Here is a 17,982-nt window from a genome sequence, read left to right on the forward strand (position 1 = left end):
CTCGCGAAAAAAACGTGTTTCTCTACTCGCTTTCCTCAGGCGAAACGCAAGCCCATAGATGTCAACTTAGCTAAAATCGAGTAGATAATGATCTGATTTTTTTATCACTGATGGGTTTCATCAGTATGATTAGCGGAAAAAGATAATTGTAAGCACACCAAAAAAACCTCATTTTTTGGGGGACTTATTTGTCCAAGTGCTACTCGAATTGAAGACGCTTTATGGCGGTCCCACTAGCGGAATTCGGCTTTCGCGCGGTCCTTGTCAATAGACGAGTGATCAATGGGATGAACGCCTGGGGCGTCTTTTTTTGTCGAAATGCTTCATACATCTTCGGTATGAACTCACAAGCGAAGCAACGTATGGCGATTGCTTCACTAATCTCCTTCTTTTCCTCTTCCCAAATGACGTTACGGAGCTGACAAGCCATGAGTTGACTTAAGAGAAAAACGAGTAACGTACCATACACGTGACAGAGCCAGCGTTCTTGTTTAACCAATCGAAAGTGATCCAGTCCTAAAAATGATTTCATTGTTCGGAATTCCCATTCGATTTGCCAACGTAATCGATACAGCTCGACGAGCTGTTCGGGCGAGATAGACTCCGGCAGGTTGGTCATATAGCCTGTCGTTCCTGCCATTTCACGAACCAAAGGTTTCATCGGTGTCCGGCTCCGACTAGCTCGTCGTTCGATTTTGATGAGACGTCTTTCCTTCTGATCCTGGTCCTGATGGAACAAGATACATCGTGCTTGAAAGTGTGCATCTCTTCCAAAGTAAACGTCTTCCAGTTCCATGATCTCGTTTGGACCCATCGCGCGGCTAAGTGAGACGAGGTCGATGCGTAGGTATCGACTACTCTCAATCTTTCCACCATTCGGATGATAACTGGGAGATGGGTTGAGGTAGGCCAAATGGGCATCACTTCGAAATCGTGTCAGGAAATAACTGCCCTTTTCTCGGATACCTTCGAACGATCTAAAGTGAAAATACCCAAGATCCTGAAGGCATAACTCGTTTGTATCTAAGAATGGTATTCGCCCAGCACCACTAATTGTGTCATTAACATTTTTAAGATCAATGCGTAAAAACGTGACGCGCCCTGTCAAAAGATCGTATTCGTGTTGGATTTTCACGGAAGTCTGTCGTGTCTTCTGAGCTCTTTTGAGCATAAGATCAGGTACGGCATCGTGTGTTCCATCCAATACCCGAAGGGTCGTGAACGGCCAATCTTCGCTGAGCGGATGACGCGAGAGCGGAAGCATCCGTTCAGTTTCGAGTAGCTCGCTCACGAGTCGTTGAAGAAATAATACGGCAGCTTTGGTAAATTTTTTGTCGATTGCGGCACGACTAATCTCGATGTCTTGATTCACGGCGCACTTCGTGCTCAATTCTTGAAGACTAGAGTCTATCAGATTTCCATGAATCCCGAAGAGTAAAGATAAAAAGTCATTGGCATCGAATTTTCGTTTCCGCTGTACAAAACCTGTCTCCTTCGCCATCTGATCGATTTTAGCCGGCTCTAGAAACGTAAATAATTGGTCGAGGAAATCGAATTTCGCTCGGGCTAACATATAAAAAAACTCCTCTCGTAGGCGGTAATATTCCTTACCATTTTTCGAGAGAAGTTAGTCATTTTCTTAAGTTGACATCTATGGAAACACGAGCCGCGGCTTCTTTGTCCTGAAACGGACAAGTAACCGGGTCTCGTTTGTTTCTGGCGCGCGATAAACCTGCGCTTTTCCTGTAGGAGTCGCGTACAGTTTACAAGATTTCATCCTACAACAAAGATGAATCCGGTTTGAGCCGGATTTATTGTACTATCTTCGATCTCGTGCTCTTCAATATTCCTCTTCTTCGGGAATGAAGGGCTTTTTCCATGAAGAATTCAATCCTCGTCGATTTCTATATCTAGTTTTTCTTTTTATCTAGTCCCTGCCATAGGAAATAGCGTTTTTCCGCGCGAAATCGCTTCCTAGGGAAAAACAAGCAGGAGCGACCCTGCAGTGAAGCGAAGCGGCGCGATGCTTGTCCCAGGAAAACGATTCGAAGCGAACAAAAAAGCGATCCTTCTCATTTAAGAGAAAAACCGCATTTGTCTTCCATCTGAGACGGGTCCGATTTGAGTCGGATTCGTCTTTATTTGCATATAAAAATTGAATTACTTAATAACGAGCTTTGGTTTTTTCTTGAATGAGTGAATTCCTTCAACAAAACGAACCGTTCCCGACTTCGCACGCATGACGACAGAATGTGTTTGACCGCCTTGGGCTGTAAACTGAACACCCTTCATCAACTCACTGTCCGTGACGCCTGTTGCTGCAAAGATACAATCATCTCCCGTGACGAGGTCATCCATCATCAGAATTTTCGACGGGTCTTCAATCCCCATCTTCTTGCAACGTGCAACTTCTGCTTCGTCTGCCGGCAAGAGTCGTCCTTGGAGTTCTCCACCTAAACATTTCAACGCAACTGCTGCAAGTACACCTTCTGGCGCACCACCTGAACCAAGCAAGATATCGATTCCCGTATGCGGGAAAGCCGTATTGATGGCTGCTGCGACGTCACCGTCACCAATCAGACGAATTCGTGCCCCTGTTGCACGGATTCGTTGAATCATTTCTTCATGACGTTCCCGATCGAGAATCGAGACGACGACATCTTCGATTTCTTTATTTTTTGCCTTCGCGACAGCAGCGATATTTTCTTCGATCGTCGCGTCCAAACTGATATGTCCAGCAGCTTCCGGCCCAACGGCGATTTTATCCATGTACATGTCCGGGGCATGTAACAAATCTCCGGCATCGGCTACGGCGAGGACGGCAAGCGCTCCCCACGTTCCTTTGGCGACGATGTTCGTCCCTTCGAGTGGATCGACGGCGACGTCAAGACGTGGTCCATATCCATTTCCGAGTTTTTCCCCGATATAAAGCATCGGTGCCTCATCCATTTCTCCTTCGCCGATGACGACCGTCCCTTTCATCGGGATCGTATCAAACACATCACGCATGGCGCTTGTTGCTGCGTCATCCGCCTCGTTTTTCATGCCCTTCCCCATCCAACGCGCAGAAGCAAGTGCTGCTGCTTCCGTCACCCGTACGAGTTCCATTGATAAACTTCTTTCCATGTGTATAATCCCCTCTCCCTAGATGAAGATCTTAAACCGTTTCACGCCATACAAGAGCCCCTAGTTCTTTTAACTTCTCGACGAATCGTTCATAACTTTGATCGAGTATTTCCGCATGATGCAACAAAGTTTCGCCTGAAGCAAGCATTCCACTTAAAACGAGTGCTGCTCCACCACGCGGATCATGTGCTTCGATCTCGGTTCCGCGCAAGGCTTCACCACCACGAATGATGATCGACGCATCTTCATGTGTGATGCGTGCGTTGAGTCGCCGCATTTCCTGAACATGCCGGAACCGTTGTGGATACAGTTTATCGACGACCACACTCGCCCCTTTCGGTTTGAGCAAGACAGCCGAGATGATCGGTTGAAGATCACTCGGGAAACCACCGTAATGAAACACACGAATGTCGATCGGCTTCGCCAGATCGACCGATGCCGTGACTGAATCATCGGCGATGTCGATTTTCGCACCAAAACGTTCCAGCTTTTGAATGATGCTTTCCAGATGAAGTGGAATGACGTTGTCGACCGTCACACGTCCGAGAACGGCGCCCATCGCGAGGAACGTCCCTGCTTCCATCCGGTCCGGAATCAACGTATGCCGACATCCTTGAAGCGTCTTGATCCCTTTGATTCGAATCTCATCGGTCCCTGCACCTTTGACACTCGCACCCATGTTCGTCAGCATCGTACTGACATCGACGACTTCTGGATCACATGCCGCATTTTCAATGACGGTCGTCCCTTCCGCCATGACAGCGACAAGTAACGCACTGATGGTTGCACCGAAGGAAGGAAGATCCAAATAAACCCGGTTCCCCTTCAACTCTTCGACATGCATGTAGTAAACCCCTTGTTCGTTTCGCATCGAGACACCGAGTCGCTCCAGTGCCTTGATGTGTAAATCAATCGGTCGAGGACCGATGGCATAACCACCGGGCAGACCAACGACCCCCTGTTTGAACCGTGCCGCAAGAACGCTCATCAGGTAAATCGATCCACGTAATTTTCGTGTATCCGTCCCTGTAAGTGGCATCGGCTCGACATGACTCGGGTCAATCGTCACCATATCGCCTTGACGTGTCACGACAGCTCCAAGCATCTCAATGATCTGGATCATCGTCGCGACGTCGCCAATGTCCGGCACCCCCTCAAGAATAACCTGTTGGTCGGTCAGTAATGCTGCCGCGAGACACGGAATCGCACTCTGTTTCGATCCACTGATCATGACGGTCCCTTCAAGACGTTGTTGTCCTACGATATGCAAAATGTCCACATTCCATCAACCTTTCTGTACAATCTGTTATTGCTGCGCTTTTTCCCAGTCAGCAAGGAATCGCTCGATGCCTTGGGTCGTCAGCGGATGTTGCGTCAGTGATTCGATGACATTCAGCGGAATCGTCGCGATGTCAGCACCAGCGAGGGCTGCATTCGTGACGTGAACTGGATTACGGACAGACGCCGCAATGATTTGTGTCGGAATGTCATGGATGACGAAGATTTGGGCAATCGTCTCGACGAGTCCCATACCATCTTGACCGATATCATCCAAACGTCCGAGGAACGGTGATACGTATGTCGCACCAGCACGCGCTGCGAGCAATGCCTGGTTCGGGTTAAAGATCAACGTGACGTTCGTCGTGATGTTTTCTTTGGATAAGGCTGCAACAGCTTCTAGGCCAGCTGGTGTCATCGGAACCTTTACAGTAATGTTCGGTGCAATCTGGGCGAGTTCCTTCCCTTCCCGGATCATTCCTTCTGCATCCAGTGCGATGACTTCCGCACTGACGGAGACGTCGCCGACGATCTCACAAATTTCACGCAGGCGTGTATGGAAATCGACGCCTTCTTTTGCGACGAGTGACGGATTGGTCGTGACCCCGTCTAAAATCCCCATTTTATGTGCTTTTTTAATATCCTCTACGTTTGCTGTGTCGATAAAAAATCTCATTTTTCTCTTTCCCCTTTCATTCCTTAAGATATCCCTTGAAATCGCTTACTCTTTCATTATAAATTTTTTCAACGAGAAGTCCTAACGTTTTCCGAAACATTCTGGTGATTTGGATGAAAAAAAGCACGATAGACGAGTGTCTACCGTGCTTTGGACATACAAAATTAAGCTTTGTTGCTTGAACCAAACTCACGCATCTTACCGATGACTGTTTGTTTGATTGCTTCGCGACCTGGTGCGATGAATACGCGTGGGTCATATGCTTCTGGTTTTTCAGCCAAGACTTCACGAACCACTTTCGCAAATGTGATTTGGTTCTCTGTGTTGACGTTGATTTTTGAAGTACCAAGCGAAATCGCTTTTTCGATATCGTGTGTCGGGATTCCTGTACCACCGTGAAGAACGAGTGGAAGGTCTGTTGCGTTACGGATTTCTTCCATTTCAGCGAAACCAAGGTTTGGTTCACCTTTGTATGGTCCGTGGACAGAACCGAGTGCAGGAGCAAGCGTGTCGATTCCAGTTTCTTTGACGATACGAACACATTCGTCAAGTTTCGCGTACATGACATCACCAACGACGTCATCTTCTTGTCCGCCAACTGTACCAACTTCCGCTTCAACTGAAACACCTTTAGAATGAGCATACTCAACAACAGCTTTTGTTGTTTCGATGTTCGTGTCGATCGGGCTATGTGAATCGTCGATCATTACAGATGTAAATCCAGCATCGATTGCTTCTTTGCATTTTTCAATGCTCGAACCGTGGTCGAGGTGGATTGCAACAGGAACTGTTACTTTCATGTCATGAACGAGACCTTCTACCATTTTAACAACTGTGTAGAATCCGCCCATATGACGTGCTGCACCTTCAGATACTCCAAGAATGACTGGTGACTGCTCTTCTTGAGCCGCACCGAGTACTGCTTGAGTCCACTCGAGGTTGTTGATGTTGAATTGACCTACTGCGTACTTACCTTCGAGAGCTTTGTTTAACATGTCTGTCATAGATACTAATGGCATAATGACATCCTCCTCTGTTTTGATCGCTGCTTACACGTAGACGTGCATTTTCAGACTGATTATAACACACTGATTCGCTTGAACGTACAGCATTTCACTCCGAATTTAGGATTGTGACGACGACGTGAAGGATTAACCGCTTACATCGCTCGAAATTTGCACAGTCACTTCTTTTTTTAATTCAAAGATGTCAAACGGCTTTCCGAAGAAGGCGACGACACCCAGTCGTTTCGCTTCTTCCATCGCCTCTTTTTCGCCGAGGGCTGTCATCAAAATCGTCCGAACCCGTCGTCCGACCTCATCTTGATGACGCAAGACTTCTAGACCGGTCCGTCCCGGCATATTGACATCCATCAATAATAAATCGTAATCTGCCTCTTTCAATCGTTCAATCGTTTCCAAGCCATCAACGGCAACGTCAGTCGTGTAGCCTTGTGCGCGAAACAATTGCGCCAATAAATTGCGAATCCCCGGTTCATCTTCCGCGATCAGTAATCTCCCTTTCATCTCCCACACTCCTCCTCTAGTTATTTCCATTCTACATGAAAGCAAAACTTGCTTTATACTATCTTTGACAGAAATTTAGAGAGGATGTCTTTTTATGATGAAAATATTAGCGACTCAGTTCAACGGGAAATTACAAACGCTTACAAAACAGGAAGACGAATTATTTGATGTCGTCCGTCTGCTCGCTCAAGCACTTGTCGGTCAAGGGAAAGTCTATCTTGATGCCTACGGTGAATTCGAAGGGCTCTATCCTATGCTGTCCGATGGTCCGGATCAAATGAAACGGGTCACGAAGATCAAAGATCATAAAACGTTACATGCCGTCGACCGCGTCTTGATCTTCACACCGGATACGGAACGCTCCGACTTGTTTGCGTCTCTCGCCCGTTATGATGCGTGGCATACACCCTACTCCATCATTACGCTCGGTGACGTGACGGAGACACTCGAACGTTCCATCGCGCCGCTCGCCCTGAAATTCAACAAAGGACTGCTTCCGGCTGAGGACGGTTCCCGTCACGGTTTGCCGAGTCTCGCGCTGGGTGCATTCCTGTTGACGCACATTTTGACGCAATTACAAGAGATGACGGAAGAGTGGGAATGACGCTTTTCTTCTATAATAATAAACAGAACACCCCTGTCTCCAATTTGGAAACAGGGGTGCTTAGCCGTTCGCTAAATTTCTTACTCACCAAGTGATGCTTGGATGAAGTCATGGAACAAGGCTTGCGGACGTTCTGGACGTGAAATCAATTCCGGGTGGAACTGACACGCGACGAACCATTTGTGTTCTGGAATCTCGATGATCTCAACGAGACGGCCATCCGGGCTTGTACCGGAGAAGATCATGCCGTTCGCTTCGAACTGTTCACGGAATTCATTGCCGAACTCATAACGGTGACGGTGACGTTCGTAAACGAGTTCACTTGAGTACGCTGTCCGTGCTTTTGAACCTTCTTCGAGCTTACATGGGTAAAGTCCAAGACGAAGTGTTCCGCCTAGATCTTCGATGTCTTTTTGTTCCGGAAGTAAATCGATGATTGGGTACGGTGTCGCCGGATCGATTTCTGCCGAGTGTGCCCCTTCTAAGTTCAGGACGTTACGGGCGAACTCAACTGTCGCGAGTTGCATCCCAAGACAAATGCCGAAGAACGGTACATTGTTTTCGCGCGCAAAACGTGTTGCTTCGATTTTCCCTTCGATCCCACGTTCACCGAATCCACCTGGAACGAGGATTCCGTTTGCTGAACCAAGTAATTCCTGGACGTTGTCACGTGTGACATCTTCCGCATTGATCCAGTCGATCTCGATGTCACTGTTGAAGGCAAACCCTGCATGTTTGAGAGCTTCTGCGACCGAGATGTAGGCATCACGGAGTTCGACGTATTTCCCGACGAGTGCGATTTTCGTTTTCTTCTCGAGGTGTGTCACGGTGTGGACCAGTTGTTTCCACGCTGTCATATCGGCTGCCGGCGTATCGAACTTGAAGTAGTCACAGACGAGTTGATCCATGCCTTGACGTTGCAAGTTGAGCGGCACCTCATACAGTGTCGACGCATCCTTCGCTTCGATGACCGCTTCCGGACGTGTGTCACAGAAGAGGGCAATTTTGTCTTTCATTTCTTGCGGTACATCATGCTCGGCACGCAAAACGATGATGTCCGGCTGAATGCCGTAGCTACGGAGTTCCTTGACACTGTGTTGCGTCGGCTTCGTCTTCAGCTCACCTGCAGCTGCAAGATACGGAACGAGCGTACAGTGGACATACATGACGTTCTCTTTCCCGATATCGTTCTTCACTTGACGAATGGCTTCGATGAACGGAAGCGATTCGATATCCCCTACTGTTCCACCAATCTCTGTGATGACGACGTCAGCGCCTGTCTCTTTCCCGGCACGGAAGACACGATCCTTGATCTCATTCGTGATGTGCGGAATGACTTGAACCGTTCCCCCGTTGTAATCACCACGACGCTCTTTTTTGAGGACCGTCGAGTAAATCCGTCCAGACGTGACGTTCGCATTCTGACTGAGGTTGATATCGATGAAACGTTCGTAGTGACCAAGGTCAAGGTCGGTTTCAGCACCATCATCCGTCACGAATACCTCACCGTGTTGATACGGGCTCATCGTTCCCGGATCGATGTTGATGTACGGGTCGAATTTTTGGATTGTGACGTTGAGGCCACGATTTTTTAGAAGACGGGCAAGTGATGCGGCCGTGATCCCTTTACCAAGTGAAGATACTACCCCACCGGTTACGAAAATATACTTTGTCATGATTAAATTGCTCCCTTCTCGAGTCCAGAATTCTGTCAGAGGTCGGTTAAAAATAAAAAAGCAAAAGTGCCCCCATTCACAGGAGACACTTTTGCTGAAATTAAGCACGTTGCTTAAAGAAGCCCATGACTAACTTACGTCATTCCGAAAACTTCGTCAAGCAGATTTTTTAGAGACGAAAATCAAGTGTGCTGTCGTCAGCCGTCAACGAAAAAACTACCATTTTCATGTTCAAAAATGGCAGGTTGCGGTTGTTAAACTTCTTCTTCATCTTCCTCGAAATCTTCGAGGTCTTCTTCATCCAAATCGTCTTCGAGGTCATCAATGACCGCAACTTTTTTGAATGTATCATCTTCGGTATCATCAGCTGAATCGTAATCGGCTGTTTTTGCGAATGTATCAAGATCATCTTCGATCGTCTCGAATTCATCTTCTTCCGCATCGTAGTTGAACTCTTCTTCGAATTCGTCGAGTTCTCCGCGCTGACGTGCTTCGATGACCAAATCTTCATCCGATTTGTCAAACGGATACCACGCACGAAGGGACCAACGGTTAGCTCCGACGTTGACGAAGTTACCATCGATGTTCATGTCTGTATAGAGTTGGGCAAGTTTCTCGAACTTGTCCTCCTCATTTGTAAACGTATGAAATTTTTCGATTTCTTTTATGATGTCATCGAAAGTGATAGGCTGTTCGCCCGCTTCTTGTAGCATTTCATTGACGAAGTTAATCAGTGAAAGATCAGTAATTTCTTCTTTACTTAAACGGCTGAGGCTCATTGTGACGGCCACTTCCTTTCATTTGCGTTCAATCCATTACTTCTCATTATACGCAAAATGGCTTTTAAAAATCCAGTCTCTTGCTAAAAAAAATTATTTACAAAGAAAAGCGGGTTTTTCGTGATGCTGAAAAAGGAATACTTCAAAAGAGAAGAAGGAGGAATCACGGATGGAAATGACAATCGAACGGGTGAACGATTTTGACGGCTACAACTGGCTTCCTTTACTCGCCAAAAGTTCACAGGAAGAGTTTATGTTCGTTGAACACATGTTACGAAATCGCCGGCAAGAAACATTTCAAGCAACCGGTGAAGCGATGTTCGTCGTCTTGTCGACGACCAATCAAGTCCTCGCCTGCGGGGGATATATGAAACAAGCGGGGCAACCGGCAACCGGCCGGATTCGCCATGTCTATGTCTTACCGGAAGTCCGGTCGCAGGGCATCGGGACGGCCTTGCTCGAAAAAATCATCGCAGAAGCCTTCTTGTCGTACGAAAAGTTGGTGCTCTACAGCGAACAGGCCGATCCGTTTTATCAAGGTCTCGGTTTCGTGCCTGCTTCTGGCGAAAAAGTAACCCATATGCTGGACAAAACATCCTTTGCAAATGCAACTCAATGAATTGACATATCGAGAATTATCGATTAGATTGATGGCATGACACATCAAGTAGATCTTTTTAAAGCCCTATCGAATGAAGTACGGCTCGATATCTTACGTTGGCTCAAAGATCCGCAAACTCATTTCAACAAACCGGCCGCTCATTTGTCAACCAATTCTGCTGAAAAAGGAGGCGTCTGCGTCGGTGATATCCAGGAGAAGGCGAATTTGTCCCAATCCACGGTATCCCAGTACTTGGCAATGTTACAAAAAGTCGGATTACTTGAATCCGAACGTCATGGCAAATGGACGTATTACCGTCGAAATGAACAGAAGATCAAAGAGTTAGCAGAGTACCTACAAGGAGAACTCTAACGGGTTTTCCTTTGTTCATATATCGACATTTCTCGATATATAGATTCATTGAAGAAAGAAGTGACGGATTGTGAAATTCATTTATTACCTGCTTGCTTTACTTGCCGGGATTTCCCTTAGTATCGAAGGTGCAATTTATGGGGAGCTTGGCAACAGTATCGGTAAACTCGAAAGTAGTTTTTATAACTTCTTTGCCGGGACGATCATCATCGGGATCATCACCCTGTTTTTCGGAAAGGGTTCACTTGGCTACACGTTCAAAGCACCGAAGTGGACGCTACTCGGTGGACTGCTCGGGAGTATCTACTTAACGATCCTGATCATCAGCATTCCGCTTGTTGGTGTCGGACTCGCCATGATCAGCGTCATCATCGGTCAGATGGTCGCTAGTATGATCATCGAACACAAAGGATGGCTCGGAAGTCCCCGGGTCGCCATCAACAAAGACAAACTGATCGCATCCGGTCTGATGGTCATTGGCCTATTTTTGATTTTTTAAGGAGGAATATCGATGAATATCGCATTACTCGGGATGACACTGCTTGGAGGCGTTCTCCTCAGTGCCCAGTCTTCGATCAATGGCGCTTTTGGTCAAAAAGCGGGCGCCCTCGAAAGTACATTTTTAACCTTTTTCACCGGCATGCTCCTACTCGCACTCGCCGTCCTCTTTTTTGGACAAGGAGATGTCCTCCTGATTCTTGACGCACCACGTTGGCAGCTCAGTGCCGTCTGGTTCGGTGTCAGTTATCTGTTCCTGACCATTCTTGCCGTTCCAAAAATTGGCGTCACTGCTGCCAGTATCGCAACCGTCATCGGACAGTTGTCAGCCGGAATGGTGCTTGATCACTTCGGGACATTTGGTGGCGTCGAAGTGGCATTTGATCTGAAACGGTTTGCCGGACTCTTGTTCATGCTCGCTGCTTTGTTCTTCATTTATCGCGGCAACAAACGGCGCGCTGCTGCTCCTGCTTCCGACTCGATCGCTTCTTGATTATGATATCCAAAACATGACTGACCTAAAAGGAATCACTCGTTTCACGCGACTCCTACAGGAAAAAGCGCAAATTGACTTGCGCTGTCAGAGACGAACAAGACCCACTTTCCCGCCTCATTGAGGCAGGGGAGTTGGCTTGTGTCTCGCCTGAGGAAAGCGCGTGAGAGAAAGAGTGATTCCTTTTGAACACGACTATGGGAGTGACAGACTTGAAATCTGTCACCCCCTGATCTGTATAAAAAGCAACTTTTCAGTCCATCCTGTTTTAGTTGCCTTGCCCATTCAAATACATCAAAGCATCAACTGCCAGCTGATGATCCGCTTCTTGTGATAAACCGGACACGGTGATTGTCCCGATGACACCAACTCCTGCGACACGGATTGGAAAGGAACCGCCGGCATCCGCATAGTCCGCCGGATCGACGGCATACATCGTATGATACGCGCGTTGTTTCTCTTCATTGTACAACCGCATGTACAGTGAGCTGTGTCCGTGACGGAGGACGACGTTCGATTTCCGGCGGATCCATTCTTCCTGATCCGGTGCCGTCCCGTCAAGTGCCGCGTAAAACAGCCGCTGTCCGTTCCGTTTCAGCTCGACGGCAACGCTTAGTTGCTCCTGTAAGCCCCGGTCGATGACGTACTGTCCGGCACGGAGTGCATCTTGATTTGTAAAGCTGCGCAACGTCATCGTCTGTTCTTGTGCCAATAATTCTGTCAGTTTCATCCATTCCACTCCTTCCGGAAAACTTTCCGTCCTGTCTCGCTGCTTAAGCGAACCGCCTCAATGAGTTGCATCGTCTTTAAGGCATCCGTCAAATCGACCGGCAAGTCACCCGTCTTCAGCCCTTCAGCAAGCGCTTCATAAAAACCACGGTAATGACCCGGAAGTGTCGCCAACCGTTCAGCCGGATGATCGGCAATTTGCAGATATCCATAATCAGCGGTTTCCTCTTGACCAATCGATGCATCGACGGGATGCCCGGAGGCCAGACGCGCTTCCTGCGGATCCATCCCGTATTTGATATAACTTCCGCGTGTCGCATGCAACTCAAATCGCGGGGATAATCCTTGAATGAAGGAATTGGACCGTAAGATGACCCGGCGCTTGCCGTAAAATAACGTGACGTGGAATCCGTCATCCGTCTCCGCTCCGTCACGCTGGAACAAGACATCCCCGACAACTGCATCCGGTTCACCGAATAAAGCAAGCGCCTGATCAATCAAATGCGAGCCGAGATCAAACAAGATACCCGAGCCCGGTCCTTTCTGTTCCCGCCAACGGTTTCGAACGACCGGACGATACCGGTCAAACCGTGATTCGAGCAATTGCCAATCCCCGATCTCGTTCATCTCAATCAGCTGTTCGATCGTCAGGAAGTCGCCATCAAAACGACGGTTTTGATAAACCGCGACATGTACGCCGTGATGAGCTGCAAGGCGTATCAGCTCGTCTGCTTCTTCCATCGTCACAACGGCTGGCTTTTCGAGCAGCACATGTTTTTTTGCTTCGATGGCTAGTTTGGCCATCTCGAAATGTAAGGCTGTCGGTGTCGTGATGATGACGAGTTCCGTCTGTTCGTCTTGTAATGCCGCTTCGAGTGTCCCGATCACCTTTGCTTCCGGAAAAACGGTCGCGACTTTATCCTGTTGGCTCGACACGACTTGACGGACCGTAAATTGTGGTAAGGCTTGTAAAAGGGGCGCATGAAACGTCACGGCTGAAAATCCGAAACCGACAAGCGTCGTTTGAATCGTTGTCATGGTTGTTCCTCCTCTGCTACTTCAAGCAAGACGTCTGCTTGAGTCAACCAATCGTGCCACTGTCCGGTAGGTCGTTCATCTGTAATTAAGACGTCGATTTGATCAAGATCACAAACTTTGTGTAGAAAACGTTTCTCGAACTTCGTATGATCCGCAAGGACAATGATTTCCGCGCCACTGCGGATCATCGCTTTTTTGACGATGGCTTCCTCAAGATTTTCTGCAAAGACCCCTTGCTCGGTCAATCCGCACGCCCCAAGAAACACACGGTCGACTTGATAATTCAAGATATCATCCGCCGTCTTAATCCCAACTAAACTCCGGGCATGGCGGTCGAGCTTCCCCCCGGTCACATACAGTTCGATTTCCGGTCGTGCTTCCAACTGTTCTACGACCGCGAGTGAGTTCGTAATGACTTGAACCGGTTGAACTGGTAGATGGACGGTCATCCGGGCAACCGTTGTCGCAGCATCCAAAATGATCTTTTGATGTGGAGCGATATAGGTGATCGCGCGTTGTGCAATCCGATCTTTTTCCGGCCGCTCCGTTCGCCGGTCGTACTGGACGGTCATATTCGTACCGACACGGATCAATCCGTTTTTGACACGGATGATTTTTCCTTCCTGCTCTAACTGGATGAGGTCCCGCCGTGCCGTATCCCGCGAAATCCGGTACTCTTCCATCAACTGATCGAGTGAAATTTCGGGTGTCGTCTTGATCCACTCCCGCATCTGTTGCAGTCGTTCGTGTTGTGCCATGTCGGATCCCCCCTGTTTCTTTCTTCCATTTTAAGTTTTTTAATTAAAATACGCAATTTTAATGCAAAAATAACTTTAGTAGATTCGGGTAAAGAATGAGAAAGACCTGACTTTCATTAAGGAGGAATCTATCATGCGGACGATTTTCATTACTGGTGCTTCATCCGGAATTGGTCTTGCGACGGCGACTCGGTTTGCCGATGAAGGATGGACCGTTTATGCCGGGATTCGACAAGTGACACCTGAACTCGAGCAGCATGCCTTACCTCATTTACATTTTATCGAAGTTGATGTGACGGACCTGACGAGTCTGAAGCAGGCCGTCTCTGTCATCGAACAGGAAGTAGGGCACTTGAACGCCTTATTTTGTAATGCCGGTCAAGGTCTGTTGCGGGCACTTGGACAAGCGACGAGTTATGAGATCAAGCAACTGTTTGACACCAATGTCTTTGGTGTCATGCAAACGATTGAATGCTGTTTGCCGCTACTAAAAGCGGCTCCGCAGGGGAGTCATCTGCTCGCGACATCAAGCATCAGCGGACTGGTCGGCCAGCCAATGAACGAGATTTATTGCGCCAGTAAATTCGCACTCGAAGGCCTGTTCGAGAGTCTCGCGACCTACTACAAACCCTTTTTTTCGATTGATGTCACACTGATCGAACCGGCTGCCGTCGAAACGAATTTCACAGCAAACGTTCTCGATCGCTTGGAACAGACAGGCGGATTACACGACGATGACTTCAAACCAATCGTCGAACGGTATTTGAAGACGTACCGGGTCCGGCATAAAAACCGGCAAGCCGCCAGTGAGATTGCCGAACTGATTTTTGACTTGGTCCAGTCTGATGAGAAACCGTTGCGTGTCCGGACAGCTCCGGAAGACGAGGCCTTTGTCGCCCATAAAACCGCAAACGATCCATCCGGTCTCGTCGGGACACTCAAAACCCGGCAACTGACGCTAAATCTAGACTAATTTCCCCCATTTCTAAACGATAAGGGTGAAGCCCTAACGGATACCGGATTCATGATACACTCGGTTCGGTCCAACACCCGTCTGAAGGAGGCTCACGATGATTTCCATGCTTGCGATTTTTTCACGGTTATTCAAAGGATTACGGCACGCGTTTCAGTTATCTTATTTCCGCGGTCTGTTGATCCTTTGTCTGTTGACATTGCTGTCCGGAACGATTTTTTACAGCACCCAGGAAAATTTAACCGTCATCGATGCGCTGTATTTCTGTATCACAACGTTGAGCACGGTCGGTCATCCGACGTTCGCTCCCGTCACGACCCTCGGGAAAGTCTTTACGATGGCTTATATTACAATCGGATGTGGTTTATTCCTTACGTTGATTGCCACACTGGCCTATGTCTTGATTAAGGAACAAGAAGACTGAAAGGAGATGTCTTGATGCGGCAAGCAGCCATTCAAAATAACTTCGATTGGTGTCGCCTGATTTGTGAACTAAACGGATGTACCATCACGGAAACACTCGACAGTTGGAAAGCGACAGGTAACGTCCCGCCGCTCTATCCGGAAATGATGGTCCGGGCGCATCAACAGCAGCTCGATCTGACTGGCGTCATGAGTATCAAGGACTGTACCGCCAGTTACGATTTTTCACTTGCCGGAATGACCCATCTGTTCACAGCGGAATGGATTACGCGCCGTCCCATTCTTGATCGCCGGGCACTTCCCGCCGATTGGACCGTTGTGACCAATTCAAGTGAGGCAACACGTTTTTTCACACTCATTGAAACGGAAGATTTACCGAACAACTTGTTTGCCCGTTCGGATATCCGCTTATTTTTTTCGGAGCATCAGCAAGCAGGTTTTATCGCCTATTCGAACGGACAAACGACGGGTTTGTCCCACCTGACTTCGGATTACCTGGATGAACGGCTCTGGGATGATGTCATTCGCCTCAGTTCCGCCCACTTTCCGGGGCAACCGCTCGTCGGATATGAATACGGCGATCAATTAATCACAGCACTCGAAGCCGGGTTTGATGATATCGGTCCGCTCGCCGTGTGGATAAGATGAAATTAGTCTAAATCGATTCAATTTCGAGAGTATATGTATGACCCCTTATTTCCTTGTCTTCGATAGATGTGCTAAGGTTGGCATCACTCAAAAAGACAAACAGGAGGTGAGGGTTGTCTTTTATCCCACTAAAAATTATTGTTTATCCGACAGCCAAAATTCATGAAAAGAACAACTTTTTTCACTTTAAATACATTAGGCACGAAACGCGGCGGGCTTGTCAAAGCCGTCATCAAACGGGCAAATACGGTCGCCGCTGCTGAACCAGATCGGGCTGTCCATCTTTTGACACTTGGTCTCCAGACTCAGATCGACAGTATCCGAGAAGAGATGGTACAGCTTAATCTTCTGAATCCGCGTGTCCAGGTCACGAACCTGATCCATACGTTAGGACAGCAGAAGGCAAACGAGAAGCAGACAAAATCCCGACTCTTGAAACGGTTAAATCGGCACTTCATCGTCTTTGATGACGTAAGCCGGTCGGAAAATGATTCCTACCGTGTCTTTGACAATGGCGTCTACGTCCAATATGTCCGTTTTGATACAATGGATCGTCTTGTTTTCATCGACTATTTTTCAGATACACGTCATCGACTGAAACGGGAAGAATATCTTGAAAACGGACAACTGTTCCAGATCATTCATTATTCCAAGACGACGAACAAACCTGTCTCACGCCAGTTTCTTCACGGCAACGGGACCTGTTATTTAACGCTTTGGCACAAGATGAATTCCGGGGATTGGAGTCATCTGTTTTATTTCGGAAAAAACGAACAGCTCCAATTCAATGACCCTGCTGCTTTTTATACGTTTGCGCTCAATCAATTGTTGGCAGCCTATCCGGCCGTCTTGCTGTCCTCCGAATTCAGGGATCGTCTACCAAACCTTCCTAAACGAAATTTGGATGCGGTCGTATTAGATGTCTCACACTCTGATATTCGGAAAATCGCATTCGGACACAGCAATCATTTTGTTGCGCCTTTTGATGAGACGGCTTCCATCAGTGGTGTTTGGAATACCTTGTTTGAACGACTCGGTGAATGGAGCGCCATCGTCACGGCGACGACACGACAAGCGACTCACATGACTCAAAAGTTTGGGCACGATTCCCTGTTTCACTCGATTCCGCACGCCTTTACGAATCGAGTAGCAGGCAACATCGTATCGGATGTAGTGAACCCAAATCGGTTTGTTGTCGTCTCACGGATTCAGGTCAAAAAAGATGTCGCGGAAAGTATCCGGGTCATGCGGCAGATCGTTGACCGTAATCCGCATGCGTTTCTGGACTTTTATGGATTCGGATACAATGATCCGCTCGAAAAAGAGCTGCATGCGTTGATCAAAGAGCTGAAATTGACGGAACATATCCATTTCAAAGGCTTTGTGACCGACATGCAAGAAGCGTACGCAGGTGCAGTCGCAACACTCTTCACTTCCCAATCGGAAGGGTTCGGGATGGCGATTCTCGAAAGCATGAGCTACGGGATCCCCGTCATTGCTTATGATATTTGTTATGGTCCGGCAGAAATCATCGAAGATGGCGTGACCGGACGCCTGATCCCAAAACGGGAGACACAACAGTTGGCTGAAGCCGCCATCGACTTGATGGAGCATCCTGAAACACGACGAACGATGGGTTTACGCGCAGCTGGAGCACTTGAACCGTTCTCCGATCAACAGTACGAAACCAACTGGGTGAATCTGTTAGACAAACTCGACTCATCCATGGTCTGATGCTTGACGTTTCCCTATAAATATTCAAAAAAGTATCGTCCCGCCGTATC

Annotated in this window: 20 protein-coding genes; 9 read left to right on the forward strand and 11 right to left on the reverse strand. The window is 47.9% G+C overall.

Annotated elements, in window-relative coordinates; all coding sequences use genetic code 11:
* Window positions 1-199: 199 nt before the first annotated feature.
* From BLD48_RS12810 to BLD48_RS12835, 6 genes are all read right to left on the reverse strand, one after another.
* Window positions 200-1,573 (reverse strand): IS4 family transposase, encoded by a 1,374-nt coding sequence (locus tag BLD48_RS12810; protein ID WP_071500558.1) that lies wholly within the window; start codon window positions 1,571-1,573, stop codon window positions 200-202.
* 587 nt (window positions 1,574-2,160) lie between these two features.
* Window positions 2,161-3,126, reverse strand: coding sequence for a class II fructose-bisphosphatase (gene glpX / locus BLD48_RS12815; RefSeq protein WP_071500559.1), 966 nt, complete (start codon window positions 3,124-3,126; stop codon window positions 2,161-2,163).
* A gap of 31 nt (window positions 3,127-3,157) precedes the next feature.
* Window positions 3,158-4,405: a UDP-N-acetylglucosamine 1-carboxyvinyltransferase gene (gene murA / locus BLD48_RS12820; RefSeq protein ID WP_071500560.1), complete on the reverse strand. Its 1,248-nt coding sequence runs from the start codon at window positions 4,403-4,405 to the stop codon at window positions 3,158-3,160.
* Between the two features lie 27 nt (window positions 4,406-4,432).
* Entirely contained in the window at window positions 4,433-5,080 is a 648-nt protein-coding gene (gene fsa, locus BLD48_RS12825; protein ID WP_012371594.1) for a fructose-6-phosphate aldolase, read from the reverse strand.
* A 164-nt stretch (window positions 5,081-5,244) separates the two neighbouring features.
* A complete protein-coding gene (fba, locus tag BLD48_RS12830) occupies window positions 5,245-6,099 on the reverse strand; it encodes a class II fructose-1,6-bisphosphate aldolase (RefSeq protein ID WP_014971448.1) in 855 nt (284 codons plus the stop codon).
* A gap of 132 nt (window positions 6,100-6,231) precedes the next feature.
* Window positions 6,232-6,606, reverse strand: a complete 375-nt coding sequence (locus tag BLD48_RS12835) for a response regulator (protein ID WP_026831879.1) — start codon at window positions 6,604-6,606, stop codon at window positions 6,232-6,234.
* 94 nt (window positions 6,607-6,700) lie between these two features.
* Here BLD48_RS12835 and BLD48_RS12840 point away from each other — a divergent pair, with 94 nt between their 5' ends.
* Window positions 6,701-7,210, forward strand: coding sequence for a DUF2529 family protein (locus BLD48_RS12840; protein WP_071500561.1), 510 nt, complete (start codon window positions 6,701-6,703; stop codon window positions 7,208-7,210).
* Window positions 7,211-7,290: 80 nt separating this feature from the next.
* On the opposite strand, the gene BLD48_RS12845 is transcribed toward BLD48_RS12840, so the two are convergent.
* Entirely contained in the window at window positions 7,291-8,886 is a 1,596-nt protein-coding gene (locus tag BLD48_RS12845; RefSeq protein WP_014971451.1) for a CTP synthase, read from the reverse strand.
* A gap of 254 nt (window positions 8,887-9,140) precedes the next feature.
* Window positions 9,141-9,665: a DNA-directed RNA polymerase subunit delta gene (rpoE, locus tag BLD48_RS12850; protein WP_071500562.1), complete on the reverse strand. Its 525-nt coding sequence runs from the start codon at window positions 9,663-9,665 to the stop codon at window positions 9,141-9,143.
* A gap of 169 nt (window positions 9,666-9,834) precedes the next feature.
* Here rpoE and BLD48_RS12855 point away from each other — a divergent pair, with 169 nt between their 5' ends.
* The 4 genes from BLD48_RS12855 (at window position 9,835) to BLD48_RS12870 (ending at window position 11,629) form a co-directional block, all read left to right on the forward strand.
* Entirely contained in the window at window positions 9,835-10,284 is a 450-nt protein-coding gene (locus tag BLD48_RS12855; RefSeq protein ID WP_071500563.1) for a GNAT family N-acetyltransferase, read from the forward strand.
* Window positions 10,285-10,320: 36 nt separating this feature from the next.
* On the forward strand, window positions 10,321-10,638 hold the full coding sequence (locus tag BLD48_RS12860) for an ArsR/SmtB family transcription factor (protein ID WP_071500564.1): 318 nt from the start codon (window positions 10,321-10,323) through the stop codon (window positions 10,636-10,638).
* Between the two features lie 70 nt (window positions 10,639-10,708).
* Entirely contained in the window at window positions 10,709-11,137 is a 429-nt protein-coding gene (locus BLD48_RS12865; RefSeq protein WP_071500565.1) for a DMT family transporter, read from the forward strand.
* Between the two features lie 12 nt (window positions 11,138-11,149).
* Window positions 11,150-11,629 carry a DMT family transporter gene (locus tag BLD48_RS12870; RefSeq protein ID WP_071500566.1) on the forward strand — a complete coding sequence of 160 codons (480 nt, stop codon included), beginning with the start codon at window positions 11,150-11,152 and terminating at the stop codon, window positions 11,627-11,629.
* Between the two features lie 268 nt (window positions 11,630-11,897).
* Here BLD48_RS12870 and BLD48_RS12875 read toward each other — a convergent pair whose 3' ends face one another.
* From BLD48_RS12875 to BLD48_RS12885, 3 genes are read right to left on the reverse strand one after another with little or no spacing between them, the layout of a single operon-like run.
* Window positions 11,898-12,359, reverse strand: coding sequence for a heme-degrading domain-containing protein (locus BLD48_RS12875; protein WP_071500567.1), 462 nt, complete (start codon window positions 12,357-12,359; stop codon window positions 11,898-11,900).
* The gene (locus tag BLD48_RS12880) at window positions 12,356-13,396 is read right to left on the reverse strand and encodes a Gfo/Idh/MocA family oxidoreductase (protein WP_071500568.1); all 1,041 of its coding nucleotides are present in this window, start codon (window positions 13,394-13,396) and stop codon (window positions 12,356-12,358) included. The genes BLD48_RS12875 and BLD48_RS12880 overlap by 4 nt, the downstream gene beginning before the upstream one ends.
* A complete protein-coding gene (locus BLD48_RS12885; RefSeq protein WP_071500569.1) occupies window positions 13,393-14,154 on the reverse strand; it encodes a DeoR/GlpR family DNA-binding transcription regulator in 762 nt (253 codons plus the stop codon). The genes BLD48_RS12880 and BLD48_RS12885 overlap by 4 nt, the downstream gene beginning before the upstream one ends.
* A gap of 133 nt (window positions 14,155-14,287) precedes the next feature.
* Between BLD48_RS12885 and BLD48_RS12890 the strand changes: the two genes are divergently transcribed.
* The 4 genes from BLD48_RS12890 (at window position 14,288) to BLD48_RS12905 (ending at window position 17,932) form a co-directional block, all read left to right on the forward strand.
* Window positions 14,288-15,127, forward strand: coding sequence for an SDR family NAD(P)-dependent oxidoreductase (locus BLD48_RS12890; RefSeq protein ID WP_071500570.1), 840 nt, complete (start codon window positions 14,288-14,290; stop codon window positions 15,125-15,127).
* 97 nt (window positions 15,128-15,224) lie between these two features.
* On the forward strand, window positions 15,225-15,551 hold the full coding sequence (locus BLD48_RS12895; RefSeq protein ID WP_071500571.1) for a potassium channel family protein: 327 nt from the start codon (window positions 15,225-15,227) through the stop codon (window positions 15,549-15,551).
* A gap of 14 nt (window positions 15,552-15,565) precedes the next feature.
* Window positions 15,566-16,198 carry a hypothetical protein gene (locus BLD48_RS12900; RefSeq protein WP_071500572.1) on the forward strand — a complete coding sequence of 211 codons (633 nt, stop codon included), beginning with the start codon at window positions 15,566-15,568 and terminating at the stop codon, window positions 16,196-16,198.
* A 162-nt stretch (window positions 16,199-16,360) separates the two neighbouring features.
* Window positions 16,361-17,932: a glycosyltransferase gene (locus BLD48_RS12905; RefSeq protein ID WP_143082944.1), complete on the forward strand. Its 1,572-nt coding sequence runs from the start codon at window positions 16,361-16,363 to the stop codon at window positions 17,930-17,932.
* Window positions 17,933-17,982 lie beyond the last annotated feature (50 nt).

The sequence above is a fragment of the Exiguobacterium sp. KRL4 genome (genome assembly GCF_001870785.1).
GTDB lineage: Bacteria > Bacillota > Bacilli > Exiguobacteriales > Exiguobacteriaceae > Exiguobacterium_A.

Coding starts and splice junctions, on each gene's coding strand:
- BLD48_RS12835 (WP_026831879.1), bottom strand. CDS start 6,606: ATGAAAGGGAGATTACTGATCGCGGAAGATGAACCGGGGATTCGCAAT.
- glpX (WP_071500559.1), bottom strand. CDS start 3,126: ATGGAAAGAAGTTTATCAATGGAACTCGTACGGGTGACGGAAGCAGCA.
- fba (WP_014971448.1), bottom strand. CDS start 6,099: ATGCCATTAGTATCTATGACAGACATGTTAAACAAAGCTCTCGAAGGT.
- BLD48_RS12860 (WP_071500564.1), top strand. CDS start 10,321: ATGACACATCAAGTAGATCTTTTTAAAGCCCTATCGAATGAAGTACGG.
- BLD48_RS12890 (WP_071500570.1), top strand. CDS start 14,288: ATGCGGACGATTTTCATTACTGGTGCTTCATCCGGAATTGGTCTTGCG.
- BLD48_RS12895 (WP_071500571.1), top strand. CDS start 15,225: ATGATTTCCATGCTTGCGATTTTTTCACGGTTATTCAAAGGATTACGG.
- BLD48_RS12870 (WP_071500566.1), top strand. CDS start 11,150: ATGAATATCGCATTACTCGGGATGACACTGCTTGGAGGCGTTCTCCTC.
- BLD48_RS12900 (WP_071500572.1), top strand. CDS start 15,566: ATGCGGCAAGCAGCCATTCAAAATAACTTCGATTGGTGTCGCCTGATT.
- BLD48_RS12810 (WP_071500558.1), bottom strand. CDS start 1,573: ATGTTAGCCCGAGCGAAATTCGATTTCCTCGACCAATTATTTACGTTT.
- BLD48_RS12845 (WP_014971451.1), bottom strand. CDS start 8,886: ATGACAAAGTATATTTTCGTAACCGGTGGGGTAGTATCTTCACTTGGT.
- fsa (WP_012371594.1), bottom strand. CDS start 5,080: ATGAGATTTTTTATCGACACAGCAAACGTAGAGGATATTAAAAAAGCA.
- BLD48_RS12880 (WP_071500568.1), bottom strand. CDS start 13,396: ATGACAACGATTCAAACGACGCTTGTCGGTTTCGGATTTTCAGCCGTG.
- rpoE (WP_071500562.1), bottom strand. CDS start 9,665: ATGAGCCTCAGCCGTTTAAGTAAAGAAGAAATTACTGATCTTTCACTG.
- BLD48_RS12875 (WP_071500567.1), bottom strand. CDS start 12,359: ATGAAACTGACAGAATTATTGGCACAAGAACAGACGATGACGTTGCGC.
- BLD48_RS12855 (WP_071500563.1), top strand. CDS start 9,835: ATGGAAATGACAATCGAACGGGTGAACGATTTTGACGGCTACAACTGG.
- BLD48_RS12885 (WP_071500569.1), bottom strand. CDS start 14,154: ATGGCACAACACGAACGACTGCAACAGATGCGGGAGTGGATCAAGACG.
- BLD48_RS12840 (WP_071500561.1), top strand. CDS start 6,701: ATGATGAAAATATTAGCGACTCAGTTCAACGGGAAATTACAAACGCTT.
- BLD48_RS12905 (WP_143082944.1), top strand. CDS start 16,361: ATGAAAAGAACAACTTTTTTCACTTTAAATACATTAGGCACGAAACGC.